This is a genomic window from Bradyrhizobium sp. LTSP849, from assembly GCF_000938255.1.
Classification (GTDB): domain Bacteria; phylum Pseudomonadota; class Alphaproteobacteria; order Rhizobiales; family Xanthobacteraceae; genus Bradyrhizobium.
In genome coordinates, this window is the sequence record NZ_JYMR01000002.1 from 103303 (window position 1) to 118718 (window position 15416).

General features: G+C 65.3%; 16 protein-coding genes. 9 read left to right on the plus strand and 7 right to left on the minus strand.

Annotation, left to right across the window (positions count from 1 at the left end; genetic code table 11):
* Positions 1-16 precede the first annotated feature (16 nt).
* The 3 genes from UB31_RS01720 to rpsF all read right to left on the minus strand — a co-directional run bounded on the left by UB31_RS01720 (position 17) and on the right by rpsF (position 1868).
* Positions 17-994, minus strand: coding sequence for a YybS family protein (locus UB31_RS01720; protein WP_045009652.1), 978 nt, complete (start codon positions 992-994; stop codon positions 17-19).
* 125 nt (positions 995-1119) lie between these two features.
* On the minus strand, positions 1120-1359 hold the full coding sequence (rpsR, locus tag UB31_RS01725; RefSeq protein WP_007592020.1) for a 30S ribosomal protein S18: 240 nt from the start codon (positions 1357-1359) through the stop codon (positions 1120-1122).
* A gap of 5 nt (positions 1360-1364) precedes the next feature.
* Positions 1365-1868 carry a 30S ribosomal protein S6 gene (gene rpsF / locus UB31_RS01730; protein ID WP_045000365.1) on the minus strand — a complete coding sequence of 168 codons (504 nt, stop codon included), beginning with the start codon at positions 1866-1868 and terminating at the stop codon, positions 1365-1367.
* Between the two features lie 332 nt (positions 1869-2200).
* On the opposite strand from rpsF, the gene UB31_RS01735 reads away from it, so the two are divergent.
* Together UB31_RS01735 and UB31_RS01740 are read left to right on the plus strand one after the other, a co-directional pair.
* The gene (locus UB31_RS01735) at positions 2201-2908 is read left to right on the plus strand and encodes a TetR/AcrR family transcriptional regulator C-terminal domain-containing protein (RefSeq protein ID WP_045009577.1); all 708 of its coding nucleotides are present in this window, start codon (positions 2201-2203) and stop codon (positions 2906-2908) included.
* Between the two features lie 2 nt (positions 2909-2910).
* Positions 2911-3936 (plus strand): fatty acid desaturase family protein, encoded by a 1026-nt coding sequence (locus tag UB31_RS01740; RefSeq protein WP_045000363.1) that lies wholly within the window; start codon positions 2911-2913, stop codon positions 3934-3936.
* Here the strand turns inward: UB31_RS01740 and UB31_RS01745 are convergent.
* Positions 3933-5192, minus strand: coding sequence for a GGDEF domain-containing protein (locus UB31_RS01745; protein ID WP_045009653.1), 1260 nt, complete (start codon positions 5190-5192; stop codon positions 3933-3935). The two genes, UB31_RS01740 and UB31_RS01745, sit on opposite strands and share 4 nt — an antisense overlap.
* 310 nt (positions 5193-5502) lie before the next feature.
* Between UB31_RS01745 and fabD the strand changes: the two genes are divergently transcribed.
* From fabD to gmk, 7 genes are all read left to right on the plus strand, one after another.
* A complete protein-coding gene (gene fabD, locus UB31_RS01750) occupies positions 5503-6456 on the plus strand; it encodes an ACP S-malonyltransferase (protein ID WP_045009578.1) in 954 nt (317 codons plus the stop codon).
* An 18-nt stretch (positions 6457-6474) separates the two neighbouring features.
* Complete coding sequence (gene fabG / locus UB31_RS01755) at positions 6475-7212, plus strand: 3-oxoacyl-[acyl-carrier-protein] reductase (RefSeq protein WP_045009579.1); 738 nt, start codon at positions 6475-6477, stop codon at positions 7210-7212.
* A gap of 309 nt (positions 7213-7521) precedes the next feature.
* Positions 7522-7761, plus strand: coding sequence for an acyl carrier protein (locus UB31_RS01760; RefSeq protein ID WP_008130699.1), 240 nt, complete (start codon positions 7522-7524; stop codon positions 7759-7761).
* Positions 7762-7869: 108 nt separating this feature from the next.
* On the plus strand, positions 7870-9135 hold the full coding sequence (gene fabF, locus UB31_RS01765) for a beta-ketoacyl-ACP synthase II (protein WP_045009580.1): 1266 nt from the start codon (positions 7870-7872) through the stop codon (positions 9133-9135).
* A 125-nt stretch (positions 9136-9260) separates the two neighbouring features.
* On the plus strand, positions 9261-10535 hold the full coding sequence (gene mltG / locus UB31_RS01770; RefSeq protein ID WP_045009581.1) for an endolytic transglycosylase MltG: 1275 nt from the start codon (positions 9261-9263) through the stop codon (positions 10533-10535).
* Positions 10536-10644: 109 nt separating this feature from the next.
* Positions 10645-11532, plus strand: coding sequence for a YicC/YloC family endoribonuclease (locus UB31_RS01775; RefSeq protein WP_045009582.1), 888 nt, complete (start codon positions 10645-10647; stop codon positions 11530-11532).
* A 3-nt stretch (positions 11533-11535) separates the two neighbouring features.
* The gene (gene gmk / locus UB31_RS01780; protein WP_045009583.1) at positions 11536-12195 is read left to right on the plus strand and encodes a guanylate kinase; all 660 of its coding nucleotides are present in this window, start codon (positions 11536-11538) and stop codon (positions 12193-12195) included.
* On the opposite strand, the gene UB31_RS01785 is transcribed toward gmk, so the two are convergent.
* The 3 genes from UB31_RS01785 to UB31_RS01795 form a co-directional block, all read right to left on the minus strand.
* A complete protein-coding gene (locus UB31_RS01785; protein WP_045009584.1) occupies positions 12128-13315 on the minus strand; it encodes a hypothetical protein in 1188 nt (395 codons plus the stop codon). The two genes, gmk and UB31_RS01785, sit on opposite strands and share 68 nt — an antisense overlap.
* A gap of 151 nt (positions 13316-13466) precedes the next feature.
* Positions 13467-13967, minus strand: coding sequence for a hypothetical protein (locus tag UB31_RS01790; RefSeq protein WP_045009654.1), 501 nt, complete (start codon positions 13965-13967; stop codon positions 13467-13469).
* Positions 13968-14006: 39 nt separating this feature from the next.
* Positions 14007-15353: a caspase family protein gene (locus tag UB31_RS01795; RefSeq protein WP_045000341.1), complete on the minus strand. Its 1347-nt coding sequence runs from the start codon at positions 15351-15353 to the stop codon at positions 14007-14009.
* Positions 15354-15416: the final 63 nt, after the last annotated feature.

The following is a 15416-nucleotide window of genomic DNA, read 5'->3' on the forward strand; positions in this document are numbered from 1 at the left end:
AGTTTCGGGGTTGGACTTAAGAGGTCGGCAGCGGTGGCGGCTGCCGGTTGCGCAGAAATCGTTCGCGGAAGCCGAACACGGCGTCCGCAAGGCCGAGGATCACCATCGCGATCACCGGCCAGCCGAACACGACGACGACGGCATAGGTCGAGCCGAGCCAGAAGGCGCGGCTCTTCAGCGCCAGCGTCAACGTATGCAGGACGGCGAAGCCGGTCAGTGCGTAGGCCATCATCAGCGCCGCCGTCGTGATCTGAGCGAGGATCGCGAGCAAGCCGCCGGTGAAGCAGAAGGCGAGCGCGATGCAGAGCACGGCGAGCGTCATCGGCGGCAGTTCGGCCGCCATCAGATCCGGCCAGGGACGTCGCAGCCGGCCAGACGTCGCCGTCACCTTGGCGCTGAGCCAGAGGTTGAGGGTGAGCGTCATCATCGCGACAATGGTGGCGGCGGCCGGCGCGATCGTCACGAGCGCGTCGACGAACTGGTCGGCCTCGCCCGAGACCTGCGGGTCGGCGGCGCGGAGGATGCGCACCAGGCCGCGCCGCAGCGTGCCGGTAATGGTCTCGGCATCGGTGCCGAGCGTGAGCAGGGCGGCGATCGTGGTCAGTGTGGCAAAGCCCGCGACCCACAGCAGGATGCGGCCGACAGGATACCATTCGATGTCGGGTGCGGTCGGCGCTTCGGTGGCATGGGAAGAGGCGGCGCCGTCCACCGGCCGGCCGAGCAGGACGAGATGGCCGAGCCACCAGGCCGGCAGCGCGACGGTGACGGCGAAGGCGAGGCAGTAGGGCAGGCCGAACAGGGCGCCGAGGGCGATCGCGGCGCCGATGCCGCCGAGGGTTGCGCAAAGCGGCCCCCAGCCGATCGAGGCCACCATCAGCGGCAGCGGTGCGAGATAGAACAGCACGAGCGAGATCAGCGCGCCCGAAATAATCGAGGCGAACATCAGGGCCGACGCAGCGCCGGCGATCAGGGCGATCAGTGCAAAGGTCATCAGCTGTCCCGCTCCCTTCGAGCGGTTAGAGGCATCTCGCCCCAACCATCGGCGACCGGACGACCCGGAAGCCTTATGAAATTCAAAGAGTGCGGCCGGCGGCGATGTCGCCGCCGGCCGAATTCGTCTTAGCGAATGACGTAGGGCAGCAGGCCCAGGAACCGCGCGCGCTTGATGGCGCGGGCGAGCTCACGCTGCTTCTTCGCGGACACCGCGGTGATGCGGCTCGGCACGATCTTGCCGCGCTCGGAGACGTAACGCATCAGCAGCTTGGAGTCCTTGTAGTCGATCTTCGGAGCATTCGCGCCCGTGAACGGGCAGCTCTTGCGGCGACGGAAAAACGGACGGCGTGCACCAGCTTCAGCCATTGATCTTACTCCGCATCCGTCGTCGTGGTGGTTTCAGCTTCGTCGCGCGGACGGCGCGGGCCGCGATCGCCGCGGAAGCCGCCGTCACGATCGCCACCACGGAAACCGCCCTCGCGGTCGCCACGGAAGCCGCCGCCTTCACGATCGCGGAAGCCACCACCACGGTCGTCACGCTCGCGGTCGCGGTCGGCCTTGCGCATCATCGCGGACGGGCCTTCCTCGAGCTCTTCGACGCGAACGCTGAGATAGCGGATCACGTCTTCGCTGATCCGCTCCTGGCGCTCGATCTCGGCGATCGCCGCAGACGGCGCCTCGATGTTGAGCAGCACGAAGTGCGCCTTGCGATTCTTGTTCATGCGATAGGTGAGGGAGCGCACGCCCCAATTCTCGGTCTTGGTGACCTTGCCGCCGAGACCCTCGACGATGCCGGTCATCTGCGCAGTCAGCTCTTCGACCTGCTGCGTGCTCGCGTCTTGGCGCGCGAGAAAAACATGCTCATAGAGAGCCATGGAAGTCCTTTCCTCATGTTGGCGCATCGCCCGGCGTCAAGCCCTTAAGAGGCCTTCGGAAAGGACTCTGGGATTAAGCTCAGAAGGCGGAAGCACGGGACGACGGGCCGACTGGCCCTGCCACACCAAAATCACGAATGATTTGTTGAGACCGTCCGTTCAGCTCCCGGCCGGGGTCTGCGGATGGCGCGCTTATACGGATTTTGGCCGGCTTTGCAAGGTTGCAGGACCGGGTTTCGGCCCGGATGGTCCCGGTATAGACGCGTCAGGGTAGCCGGGCAGCTTGATTTAGTTGTTTGTATGGCATACAAATAAGCCAAGGGAGAGGGCCAATGACGGAAAAGTCGGTCCAGGGGCCGCTTGAGCCATCGGCTGGCGACCCCAAGCACGTCGCGCGTGCGACACGCTCGGCCGGTCGCAAGATGCGTTCCCTGCTGCTGGATGCGGCGAGCCCGCTGTTTCGGGAGCAGGGGCTGTCGGGCACCTCGATCACCGATATTGTAGCCGCCGCGGACGCGTTCCCGAGCCAGATCACCTATTACTTCGGCACCAAGGAGGCGCTGTTCGTCGAATGCGCCTGCCGCGATCTGTTGTATCTGGCGCGCGCGACCGAACAGGCCGCGCTGAAGGCGCGCTCGCCGCGGGAGTACACCCACGCGCTGGCCGAGACGGTGACGGCAAGCGATTCGATCGCCTTCTTCGCCGAGGCGCTGACGCTGACGCGGCGGCGCCAGGATCTTGCGCCGCTGGTCGAGCGCACCATCGAGCGCCTGCACAGCGAAGGTGCACGCGCTTATGCGAGCCAGGTTGCGCGGCACGGCTGGCGCTCCCTGCGTGCGCCCGACGAAAGCTCGCGGCGGTTCTGGGCGGTGGCCGTGGGTGTCATCCTCGAAGGCTACGCCATGGGCCGTTCACCGGATCAGCTCTGTGCCGAGATGCTGCGCGTGCTCGGCGAGCAGGCAAAATCCACTGGCGATGCCGCGCGCCTTCGCCTTGTCGACGACCGCGACGCTTCAACCAGTTCGAATGGGGAGAGTTAGCCATGACCGCGCTTCGCATGCGTGCCCGCGATTTCCTGACCGAGGACCAACTCGTCGACGTGCGCCAGCGCGTGACATGGAAGGGCGTGGCGCTGATCGCACACGCCTGGGCGCTGATATCAGGCGCGATTGCGCTCGTTGCATGGTGGCCCAATCCGCTGACCTACATTTTCGCGGTCGCCATCATCGGCTCGCGCCAGCTTGGGCTTGCGATCCTCATGCATGACGGCGCGCATGGTTGCCTCTCTGCCGACGAGACAACCAATCTGACGCTGAGCCAATGGTTCTGCGCCTATCCGATCTTCGCGGAGACGCGCAGCTATCGCCGCTATCACCTCCAGCATCACGCGCGCACGCAGCAGGAGGACGATCCTGATCTCGTGCTGTCGGCGCCGTTTCCGATCACGAAGCTAAGCTATCGCCGCAAATTCATTCGCGATCTGACCGGACAGACCGGCTATCAGCAGCGCAAGGCGCAACTGCTCAACGCGCTGGGACCAAAGGATTGGTCGTTGCGGCAGCGTCTTGCGCATTTTTGGGAAAAACTCGGCCCGCAATGCGCCGTCAATGCCGTGATGTTTGCCGCGCTCGCGGCGGCCGGCGTGTGGTGGGCCTATCCGCTGCTATGGCTGGTGCCGCTGGTGACTTGGATGATGGTCATCACCCGCATCCGCAACATCGCCGAGCACGCCGTCGTCCCTGACAGCAGCGATCCACTGCGCAACACCCGCACGACGCATGCCAATTTTCTCGAGCGACTGTTCATTGCGCCGTACTACGTGAACTATCACCTAGAGCATCATCTCTTGTTCTACGTACCCTGCTACAATCTGCCGAAGGTCCATCGCCTGCTCAGCGAGAGCCGGCATGCCGGGGCGATGGAAGTGCAGCCGAACTACGCCGCAGTGCTGCGGCTCGCCACCGCAAAGCCGAATCACGACGACCGGCCAGGGCAATTGGCAAGCAGCGCACGCCGCGCGAGGGCCGGCGCGGAGGTCGGTGCGGATCAGAAGGCCGGCGGTTTCTAGCAGGCCAGGGCGTGAGCTTTCGGCGCTGGCAAGAAAGGTATCGCTTCAGGCACGAGCGAGACCGGCTCGACCGTGGCACCGTGGATAACAAAAGCGCCTTTGCCGCGGCGCTTGGCTTCGTACATTGCACGATCGGCGGCGCTCAGCAGATCGTCGACGGTCACGCCGTCGCGCGGCGCCGACGCGAGGCCGATGCTGGCTCCGACGCGGGCCGCCGGAGCAAACTCGAATGGCTCGGCCACACGCGCGATGATCCGTTGGGCCACTGCGGCAGCCTCGTCGTCCGTGATATCGGGCAGCAGGATCACAAACTCGTCGCCGCCGATGCGGCACACCACGTCAGCGTCGCGCACGCTGGCGCAGAGGCGCTTCGCCACCGCGACGAGAACGGCGTCACCCGTGGCATGTCCAAACCTGTCATTGACACCCTTGAAGCCGTCAAGATCGACGCAGAACACGGTGAGCTTCGAGGTCGCCGCCGCTGCGTCCGGCCATGGGCCGTCGAGCATCTCGGCAAAAAGCTTCTGGTTGAGGGCGCGATTGGGAAGGCCGGTGAGCTGGTCGTGATGCGCCATCAGGCGGTTGTTGCGCTCGGAATGATGGAGGTCGAGCAGGATCTTGTGGTTTTCCAGCAGCAGGAAGATCATCCCCGCCGTGTAGACCGGCGTTTGCAGCCCGATGATGAACAGGAACGGGACCGGCGACAGCATCGTCGCCAGCGCGAAGGGCAGCGTCAGGATGCAGATCAGGAGAATGCCGTAGCGCGGCGTCCCGGCGTTGCGCGAGGCGATGCCGCCGACGAGATTCGCTAACCCAATGCCGGCCATCAAAACCAGCGGCATGACGCCGGACGCGACGCATTGATAGCAGCCGGCGGAAATCAGGATGACGGATGATAGCCCGGCCCAGATCGGCGCGACGTTCACCGGCGCCCGCCGATCCCGCTTCGCCTTTGCGAGGGCTTTCATCATCAGGCAGATGCGCGTGCTGCCGAGAGCGATCTCTGCCAGCACCCAGGCATAGGCCCATGCGGCGCCAGTCATCGCTGCGGACAGCGACGCGATCAGCAGCGATGCAGCGACTGCCACCACCAGCGTCTTGGTCTTGTTGGTTCGTTGCTGGAGCAAGTCGTTGTGGATGTCGTCAGGCTGTGGGCGCGGCCCGGCGAGCAGCCAGTCGACGCAGGCCTGCAAAGGAAGCCATTGCTGCTGCGGTTGCCCGGCAGAAGCGGAAGCGATCGATGTCTGTCTGACCATGGTTGCCATAGAAGCAATCTAGCTGCGCGGCATTTAAGGTCGCTTAAGTCATGGAACCGAGTTCCCGACAGCGTAAACGCTTTGCCAGCGGGCGACGCGCGGCAGGCTCGGTAGGTGCACAGCAACGGACGGCTTTCGGGGCGCGATCCTGTGACCGAGTGCCCATGGGAAAACCCCTACGCGGCTTGACAGCGCGGCCCCGGTCGTTGTCTACGGCCCCTTTGGAGCATCATCGGGAACCAAGGCTTGGGCCGGACGTAGTCGGCTGCCGGTTCTTGAAGAGACTGCTCGAGCGATCCGGGGAGCGCCGATGACGGCAGCATTCACATTTCCAGGGCAGGGTTCCCAGGCGGTTGGCATGGGCAAGGCCCTGGCCGACGCCTTCCCAGTGGCGCGCGCCGTGTTCGACGAGGTCGACGCCGCGCTTGGGGAGAAGCTGACGGCCATCATCTGGGATGGCCCGGCCGAGACCCTACAGCTCACCCAGAACGCCCAGCCGGCGCTGATGGCGGTATCTGTGGCCACTCTGCGCGTGCTGGAGAGCGAGGCGGGTTTTTCCGTGGGGCGGGATGCCGCTTTCGTCGCCGGCCACTCGCTCGGTGAATATTCGGCGCTGGCTGCGGCCGGCAGCCTGACGATCTCCGACACTGCACGGTTGCTCCGCACCCGCGGTCTCGCAATGCAAAAAGCCGTGCCGGTCGGTGCCGGCGCCATGGCCGCACTGCTCGGCCTCGACTATGAGGCTGCTATGGCGGTCGCCCACGAGGCGGCGCAGGGCCAGGTCTGCCAGGCCGCCAATGACAATGGTGGTGGCCAAGTGGTCGTCTCCGGCGACAAGGCAGCAGTCGATCGCGCCGTCGAGATCGCCAAGGTCAAGGGTGCCAAGCGCGCCATGCTTCTCCCGGTGTCCGCGCCGTTCCATTGCAAGCTGATGCAGCCGGCTGCGGAGGCGATGGCCGAGGCGCTGTCCAAGGTCACGATCAAGGCGCCGGCTGCGCCGCTGGTGTCGAACGTGCTGGCGAGCGCCATTACCGATCCCGACGAAATCCGCCGCCGGCTGGTCGAACAGGTCACCGGCACGGTGCGCTGGCGCGAGTCGGTTGCCTATATGGCAGGGCAGGGCGTCACGCGCTTCTTCGAGATCGGCGCCGGCAAGGTGCTGACCGGACTCGTCAAGCGCATCGCCGACGGCGCCGTCGGAGTTGTGGTCGGCGGGCCGAACGACATTGCCGCCGCCAAGGATGCATTGGCCGCTGCGAAGTAGGCCTAGAGGAGTCTTTCAATGTTCGATCTGACTGGCCGAAAGGCGCTCGTCACCGGCGCGACCGGTGGCATCGGCGGCGCGATTGCGCAGGCGCTGCACGCACAGGGCGCCACGGTTGCGATTTCGGGAACGCGGAAGGAAGTGCTGGATGAGCTTGCCGGCAAGCTCGGCGAGCGTGCCCTTGTGCTGCCCTGCAATCTCTCCAAGGCTGAAGAGGTCGAGGCGCTGGTGCCCGCCGCGGAAAAAGCTATGGGGCAGGTCGACATCCTCATCGCCAATGCGGGCATCACGCGCGACAATCTCTTCGTCCAGCTTCGCGATGAGGATTGGGACGAGGTCATCAACGTCAACCTGACGTCGACCTTCCGGCTCGCGCGCGCCGCCACCAAATTGATGATGCGCAAGCGCTTCGGCCGCATCATTGCCATCACCTCGATCGTCGGCGTCACCGGCAATCCGGGGCAGGGCAATTACACCGCGTCGAAGGCCGGCCTGATCGGCATGATCAAGACGCTCGGCGCCGAGTATGCCAAGCGCGGCGTGACTGCGAACTGCATTGCGCCCGGCTTCATCAAGACGCCGATGACGGATGCGCTCAATGACAAGCAGCGCGAAACGATTCTGACCAAGGTTCCGGCAGCCCGTCTGGGGACGCCCGAGGACATTGCGGCAGCCGCCGTCTACCTGAGTTCGAGCGAAGCAGCCTACGTCACAGGCCAAACCATCCACGTCAACGGCGGCATGGCCATGATCTGAGGCCTCGTTCCGCACCGCCCACATGGGCGGGGTCGGATGCGGCAAACGGCCGTTTCCGGAGCGAATTGAGGCTTGTAGTCAAGGCAGTTGAAGTATGATAACCGGACGTTCAATGGATGGGCAAAGAACGCCATTGCAGGTTTTTGAAACCCTGTATATTGGCGATGCGGAGCCTTGGCCGTCGTTCGCCGGGCTGCATCGGTTAGGATGGGGCCAAATCAAAGTTCGTAAGCGAAGGCAGTCAACGACCACGACGGCTCGTATCGTCCCGGGGGGTCGGGTCTACAGGGAACAACACGAGGTTAAGCAATGAGTGACATTGGCGAACGGGTTAAGAAGATCGTGGTCGAACACCTTGGTGTTGAACCCGAGAAGGTTGTCGACGCAGCGAGCTTCATCGACGACCTCGGCGCCGACAGTCTGGACACCGTCGAGCTGGTGATGGCGTTCGAAGAGGAATTCGGGTGCGAGATTCCGGACGACGCCGCGGAGACGATTCTCACCGTCGGCGACGCCACGAAGTTTCTCGAGAAGAACGCGAAGAGCTAAGGCTCTTCATTTTCGCGGGGACAACATTGAAACCGGACGGGCCGCTTCCCAGCGGTCAGCCGGTTTCTTGTTATTGGCCGTGAATCTATCGATGCGGAGTTTTCGGATATGAGGCGGGTTGTCGTCACGGGTCTCGGCATGGTGTCGCCGCTCGGCTGCGGCGTCGAGCCGACCTGGAAACGCATCCTCAACGGCGAAAGCGGTGCGCGCAAGATCGAGAGCTTCGACGTCTCCGATCTTCAGACCAAGATCGCCTGCACCGTGGTACGCGGTGACGGTTCGAACGACAGCTTCAATCCGGATATCTGGATGGAGCCGAAGGACCAGCGCAAGGTCGACGACTTCATCATCTTCGGCATGGCGGCTGCGGGCCAGGCGCTCGACGATGCCAATTGGCATCCCGAGTCCGAAGAAGACAAATGCGCGACCGGCACCATGATCGGTTCCGGCATCGGTGGTCTCAACGGCATCGCCGAGACCGCGGTCCTGCTGAAGGAACGTGGGCCGCGCCGAGTGTCGCCTTTCTTCATTCCGGGCCGTCTGATCAATCTCGCCTCCGGCTATGTCTCGATCAAGCATGGGCTGAAGGGGCCGAACCATTCGGTGGTCACGGCCTGCTCGACCGGCGCTCACGCGGTCGGCGATGCCGCCCGCCTGATTGCGCTGGGCGACGCCGACGTCATGGTCGCCGGCGGCGCCGAATCGCCGATCGGCCGCATCGGCATTGCCGGCTTCAACGCTGCGCGTGCGCTGTCGACCGGCTTCAACGAGACGCCCGAGAAAGCCTCGCGTCCTTACGACAAGGACCGCGACGGCTTCGTGATGGGCGAGGGCGCCGGCGTCCTGGTCCTGGAAGAACTCGATCATGCCCTGCGTCGTGGCGCGAAGATCTATGCCGAGGTGATCGGCTACGGCCTCTCCGGCGATGCCTATCACATCACCTCGCCGTCGCCCGACGGCGATGGCGGCTTCCGCAGCATGGCGGCAGCGCTGAAGCGCGCCGGGCTGACGTCGTCCGATCTCGACTACATCAATGCGCACGGCACCTCGACACCGCTTGGCGACGAGATCGAGCTTGGTGCGGTCGAGCGACTCCTTGGTAATGCCGCCTCGAAGGTCGCGATGTCCTCGACCAAATCCTCGACCGGCCATCTCCTGGGCGCGGCAGGCGCGATCGAGGCAATCTTCGCTATTCTCGCGATTCGCGATAATGTCGTGCCGCCGACTATCAACCTGGACAATCCGTCGGTCGAAACCGCGATCGATCTCGTGCCGCATATGGCGAAGAAGCGCGAGGTCAACGTTGCGTTGTCGAATTCTTTTGGTTTTGGCGGTACCAATGCGTCGGTCATCTTCCGGCGCCTGGTCCAATAGTTTGTGGTTGCGACGAATCCACCGTTTTGCCGTATTCGGCGATAGTCATACACGTGGGCGCGTGCATTTGGCAGGACAAGCGATTGTCAGGCCGCAATTGAACCGGCAGGATTCAGGTTGCTTCGATGAGTGAAAGGCCGCCCATTTCGCCCCGAAGCCCGCGGGCAGCGCTCGAGCCCGAGCAGGTCCCGCCGCCGCCGAAGCGATCGGAGCGGGCGCGCAACCCTTTCGTGATCGTCGGCAACGCCATCATCACCCTCCTGCTGATCGCCATGATCGGTGCGGGCGGCGTTTATTATTACGGCCGGCAGGTGCTGGAAGCGCCGGGACCGCTCCAGGAAGACAAAGTCGTCAACATCCCGCAGCGCGCGGGCAAGCGCGACATCGCCGAGACCCTGAACAGGGAGGGCGTGACCGACGTCAATCCGTGGGTGTTCATTGCAAGCGTTGCTGCGCTGAAGGCGAGCTCGGACCTGAAGCCCGGTGAATATTCGTTCCAGAAGAATGCTTCGTTGCGCGACGTCATCGCCACCATCGTCGAGGGCAAGGTGGTGCAGCATGCCGTTACGATTCCGGAAGGCCTGACCTCCGAGCAGATCGTGGCGCGGTTGTCCGATAACGACATCTTCACCGGCAGCGTGCGCGAGCTGCCGCGCGAAGGCACGTTGTTGCCGGAGACCTACAAGTTCCCGCGTGGGACCCCGCGCGATCAGGTGGTCCAGCGCATGCAGCAGGCGCACAAGCGCGTGCTGGCCGAGATCTGGGACCGTCGCAGCCAGGACGTTCCGGTCAAGACGCCGGAGCAGCTGGTGACGCTGGCCTCCATCGTCGAGAAGGAGACCGGCAAGCCGGACGAGCGCAGCCGCGTCGCCGCCGTGTTCGTCAATCGCCTCAGGCAGAAGATCAAGCTTCAGTCCGATCCGACCATCATCTACGGCCTGGTCGGCGGCAAGGGTACGCTCGGCCGGCCCATCAAGCGCAGCGAGATCACGCAGCCTTCGCCCTACAACACCTATGTGATCGACGGCCTGCCGCCGGGCCCGATCTCCAATCCCGGCCGCGCCTCGCTGGAAGCCGCTGCCAACCCGGCCCGCACACGCGACCTCTATTTCGTCGCTGACGGCACCGGCGGGCATGCCTTCACCGAGACCTACGACGCGCACCAGAAAAACGTCGCCAAGCTGCGCGCGATGGAGAAGCAGATCCAGAACGACACGGTCGAGCCGGCCGACGACGCGCAGGCCCCGGCCGCCGCCGCGCCCGCCGCCGCCGATACGGCACCGACCGCGACCACGCCCAAGCCGACCCAGCAGAAAAAGCCACCGGCTTCTCGCCCGGCCAATCCCGCGCCGGCCCGGCAGGGCGCGGCGCAGCCAGTGCCGCCGGTGATCCAGCGCTAGCGCAGGCCTGCCTACGGGACTTTGCGGATTACACTTTCCTGCAAAATAGTCTTAAGATTCGCGCGGCCGATGGCCTCGCGAATCTTACCTGTCCGGAGAAATTGACCCGATGGCGCTGTCGTCCATGACCGGCTTTGCCCGAAGCCACGGCGCGAGCGGGCCGTACACGTTCGAATGGGAATTGAAGTCGGTCAACGCCAAGGGCTTTGACCTGCGCGTGCGGCTGCCGCAGGGGTTCGACGAGCTCGAGGCCTATGCCAAGAAGCGCGCCGGCGAGCTTTTGTCGCGCGGCACCGTCTACGCCAATCTCACCGTCAAGCGCGCCAATGCCGCAGCCTCCGTCCGCGTCAATGAAGACGTGCTCAACGCCGTCCTGAAGGCCGCTGCCGTGATCGCCGGCAAGGTCGATGCTGTCGCGCCAAGCGTTGACGGCCTCTTGGCCATCAAGGGTGTGATCGAGGTCGCCGAGCCCGAGGGCGACGAGGAGGAGGACCAGGCCGCGCGCGCTGCCGTGGCCGAAGCCTTCGACAAGGCGCTCGCCGAACTCGTCGAGATGCGCAAGCGCGAGGGCACCTCGCTCGGGCAAATCCTGATCCAGCGGGTGGACGAGGTCGAGCAGTTCGCGAAAAAGGCCGAGGCTGCGCCCGGCCGCAAGCCGGAGGCAATCAAGGCCAGGCTTGCCGAGCAGATCGCGACGCTGCTCGATACCTCCGACCGTTTCGATTCCGATCGCCTGATGCAGGAAGCGATCCTGATCGCGACCCGGGCCGACATCCGCGAGGAGCTCGACCGCATCGCCTCGCACGTCGCCCAGGCGCGCGAGCTGATCGGCAAGGGCGGCCCGGTCGGGCGCAAGCTGGATTTCCTGGCGCAGGAGTTTCACCGCGAGGTCAACACCTGCTGCTCGAAGTCGAACGACATCGAGCTGACCAATACCGGGCTCGCCATGAAAAACGTGGTCGAGCAGTTTCGCGAGCAGGTCCAGAATCTGGAGTGATCGATGACGACGGGCGGCCACGTAACTGACGGTGTCGAGCGGCGCGGGCTGATGTTCGTGCTGTCCTCGCCATCAGGCGCGGGCAAAACGACGCTGTCACGTCTCCTCATCGACCGCATGCCCGGGCTGAAAATGTCGGTCTCGGCGACCACGCGGGCGATGCGTCCCGGCGAGGTCGACGGTCGCGACTATCTGTTCGTCGACAAGCCCAGGTTCGAGGCCATGGTGAGGGGCGACGAGCTCCTGGAATGGGCGACCGTGTTCGACAACCGCTACGGCACGCCGCGCGCGCCTGTCGAGGCGGCGCTGTCGGCCGGGCAGGACGTCTTGTTCGACATCGACTGGCAGGGCACGCAGCAGCTGCGCGAGAAGGCGCGTGCCGATGTCGTCAGCGTGTTCATTCTGCCGCCCTCGGCCGGTGATCTCGAGAAGCGATTGCATTCGCGCGCGCAGGATTCCGACGAAGTCATCCGCAATCGCATGAGCCGCGCCAGCCACGAGATGAGCCACTGGGCCGAGTACGACTACATCGTCATCAACCACGACGTCGATGAAGCCTTCGCCGAGGTGCAGTCGATCCTGAAGGCCGAACGGCTCAAGCGCGAGCGGCGGACTGGCCTCGTTGGATTCGTGCGAGGTCTGCAAGGTCAGCTTCAAGGCTAGGCTGCGTCAGCCGCGGCCCTTCCTTTGCCAGCCGTTCCAGCATCGCCGTGATGACGTCGATATCGACGGTATCCTCATCGCGTGCATCCTCATCGCGATCGGCCGGCGCTTCGTCATGGCTGTCCTCGGCAGCCAACTGAGGCGCTGACGGCTCGATCTCGAACTCCCCGTCGAGAATCTCGATCTCGGTCTCGTCAGGTTCTGTTGCCGCGACATCAGTGGAACGGGCCTGCGCTGCGATCTGGCCGATCGCATCGGCGAATGCGGCCATTTGCGGCGGCTGAGGACGCGCAGCGTCGAAGTCGACCGGACGCGGCCGCTCCGCGCGCGGCATCCGGGTGGGCGCTGCATCGAGCCAGGGCGCGCGGCTGTCGTCGTGATCCTGCGGCTCCCGATGGTCCCAGTTCACGCGGCGATGGTCGCCGGCCTGGACGCGGACGCCGGCGAAGCGGTAGATGATGCTGGCAAGGAGGCCGGCGAGCGCCAGTGCGCCGCCGATGACGAGCAGGAGCATTTGGAGCGAGCCGGTCGGCCTGTCGGCGGGCGCATCGGCCGCGGCGAGCGTCACTTGGGCAGGGAATTGGACAGGAGACGTGGCCGGCTTCGCGCTCGGCGGCGCATCCGATGTTGCCGGAGCAGCCGCGGGCTGTGGCGCGGGCGCGGCGGCGGCTGTCGATGCATCGGGCCAGCGTGCGGCGACGGCGGGCTGCTGTGCATTGCTGTCAGCATTCGTGCTTGGAGCTTGCGGCGCTGCAGCGGGCTGCGCGTTTTGCGCGGCACTCTGCGGCGCAATGTATTCGGCGTGCGCATTCTGCACCGATTGCGGCGCGGGTGAATCCGGCTGCTGTGCGCTGTTTGCCGTCTGCGTCGTGGTCGCGGCCTTGCCGCCTTCGGCGCGCAGGTACCAGCACTGCCGCTTGGTCGACCGCTCGAGGCGATAGTACCAGTGCTGTCCTTCCGGCGCCGTGCCCTTCGGCGAGGCGAGGCAGTCGCTGGCGGCGTTTGCCGTGCTTGCAGCGGCAGGCGCGCTCGGCGCGTCCTGCGAGACGGCTGCCAGCGGTGCGCCGGCGACGATGCTGGCGACAAGTGTGGATATGAATCTCGCGGATCGGTTGCCCATCCTGGTCTCCCGGTGACGCATGACGCTACTCTTACCGTCCCTTTCTCAACAAAGAGTTGGGTGGCAATGAGCCGCAAATCCGGAGAGGATGTGGCCTGAATTGGGCCCGCCCGGCGATCGCTCCGCCGCCAATTGGGCTTTTTCGACGGCTCTATTGCTTGGTCGAGGTCCATGTTCCCGAACAGCCGTCGGAGCGGCGGAAGGTGCCGGAACCGCTCCGTCCCGACAGGCGGCCGGCGCCCGTGAAGGTCACGCCGTCGCCCGAGCCTGCCGTGTGCACCGAGCCGTTCGGGCTGACACTGCCGCTGACGCCTTCGCCGATGACCCGGCCCGAGGTGACCACGACCGCGCCGGTAGTTGAGCCGCCGCAGCCGACGCTGATGACGGCCCAGGCGCCGTCAAAACTGCCGCCGCCACCACCTCCACCGCCGCTGCTGCGCCGTGGGGACGAGCGCGGTTCGTCGGCGGCCGGCTTGCTTCTGCGTGCGGACGGGGCCGGCTCGGCCGAGCGATCCGAGCGCGAGCCGGACAGCGACTTCTCGTCATTGCCGATCGCGCCGCCGGCGCTGCCGGACTGCGCGAAGGCGGACGATGAGGCGAGGGCGGCGGTAACGAGGGAAGCGAAAGCAAATGAGCGGGCGGTGTTCGGCATGATCGAGAAATCCAAAATCATGAGAAATCAGCGGCAAAATCAGCGACCGGAGCCGTCGGCACAGACGGCTCCAATAATGCGGCAAGCTTTGCCAGCCTTGCCGCATTCGTCAAGCGCGGCGTCCTTCGCGCGCTGCACGTTGTCGCGCTGGACCAGCGACCAGGACTTGTCCGAGATCGCGAACGCGCCGCAACGGTTGCCGTAGAAGGAGAGCTCGATCGGACATTTGGCGCCGGCACAATTGCCGCGTGCATCCGCTACCGCCGCGCGCCGCGAGGCATGATTCCACGAGATGCCCCATTTGTTGCCGTCCGGCCCATAGACGATCGAGCCCCACGGCTTGAGATCGTCCATCTTGCGCATCCGCAGCAGCAGGCCCTCGGTCGGCTCGCCGGTCGGTGCCATCGCGATCCGCTCCTGGAGCTTTGTGACCGCGCGGGTGAGGCCGTCAGCGGTATCTGGATCGAAATTGAGCTCGTAGAGCCGTTCGCTCAATTCGCTGAGCAGCGCCGCATCGCGCAGCGGCACGCGGTCGGGATCGGCGCGCAGGCGCTCTGCCGGCAGTGGATCGGGCTGCATCGCGGCGACCTGCGGCGGCGCGGCTTGCGTCGGGGCTACGAAATAGAAGGTGCCGTCGATCGGCGAGGACGACACCCATGGCTGCTGCGCGCCGGAGGTGGCGCGCTTCACTGCGAGCCCGACCTGGTTGAAAGTCTGGAACACGTCGAGACCTGCGGTCCGGATCGTCGCGGCCAGCGCCTTGGTGTAGGGGCTGTGGCCGTCGCTGCCGTCCTGGGCGACGTTGCCGGGCTGCGTCGCGTAGGAGATCAGCGTGCCCTCGGGCGCGCGCATCTGCGCCAGGCCGCCGTCCGAGGAGCGCAAGCCGCGTGAGCCGAAGGGGTTGTTGCGGCAGGCATCGAGGATTACGAGATTGAGCCGCGTGCCGGAGCCCTGCATCTGCCGCAGCACGAGGTTGACGTCGGTCATCTGGAAATCGACATCGGCCTCGCGCGTCGGGTTGGCGTTGACCGGCACGAGGTAGTTGGCGCCGGCGACCTGCACGCCGTGGCCGGCATAATAGAACAGCGCAACGTCGGCGCCCTGCACCTGCCGCCCAAAACTCTGCACGGCTGTGTCCATCGCCGGCTTGTCGAGATCGAGCTGGGCACGGCCGCCGACCAGCGTAAAGCCAAGCAGGCCAAGCGTCTCCGCCATCAGGCTTGCGTCCTTGGAGGGATTGTCGAGCGGGGTGATGTTCTTGTAGGCGGAGTTGCCGACCACCAGCGCGATGCGCTTCTCGGCCGATGCTTGGTGTGTCGCAGCGGCAAGCGTGGCGGCGATCAGCGCTGCCAGCACCAGGACGCGATTGAAAATCCTCGCGTACATCAAAAACCCCCAAAACAATGGCCGCAATCTACCAGCCGGGCGCGCATCCGAAAAGCGGTGCGA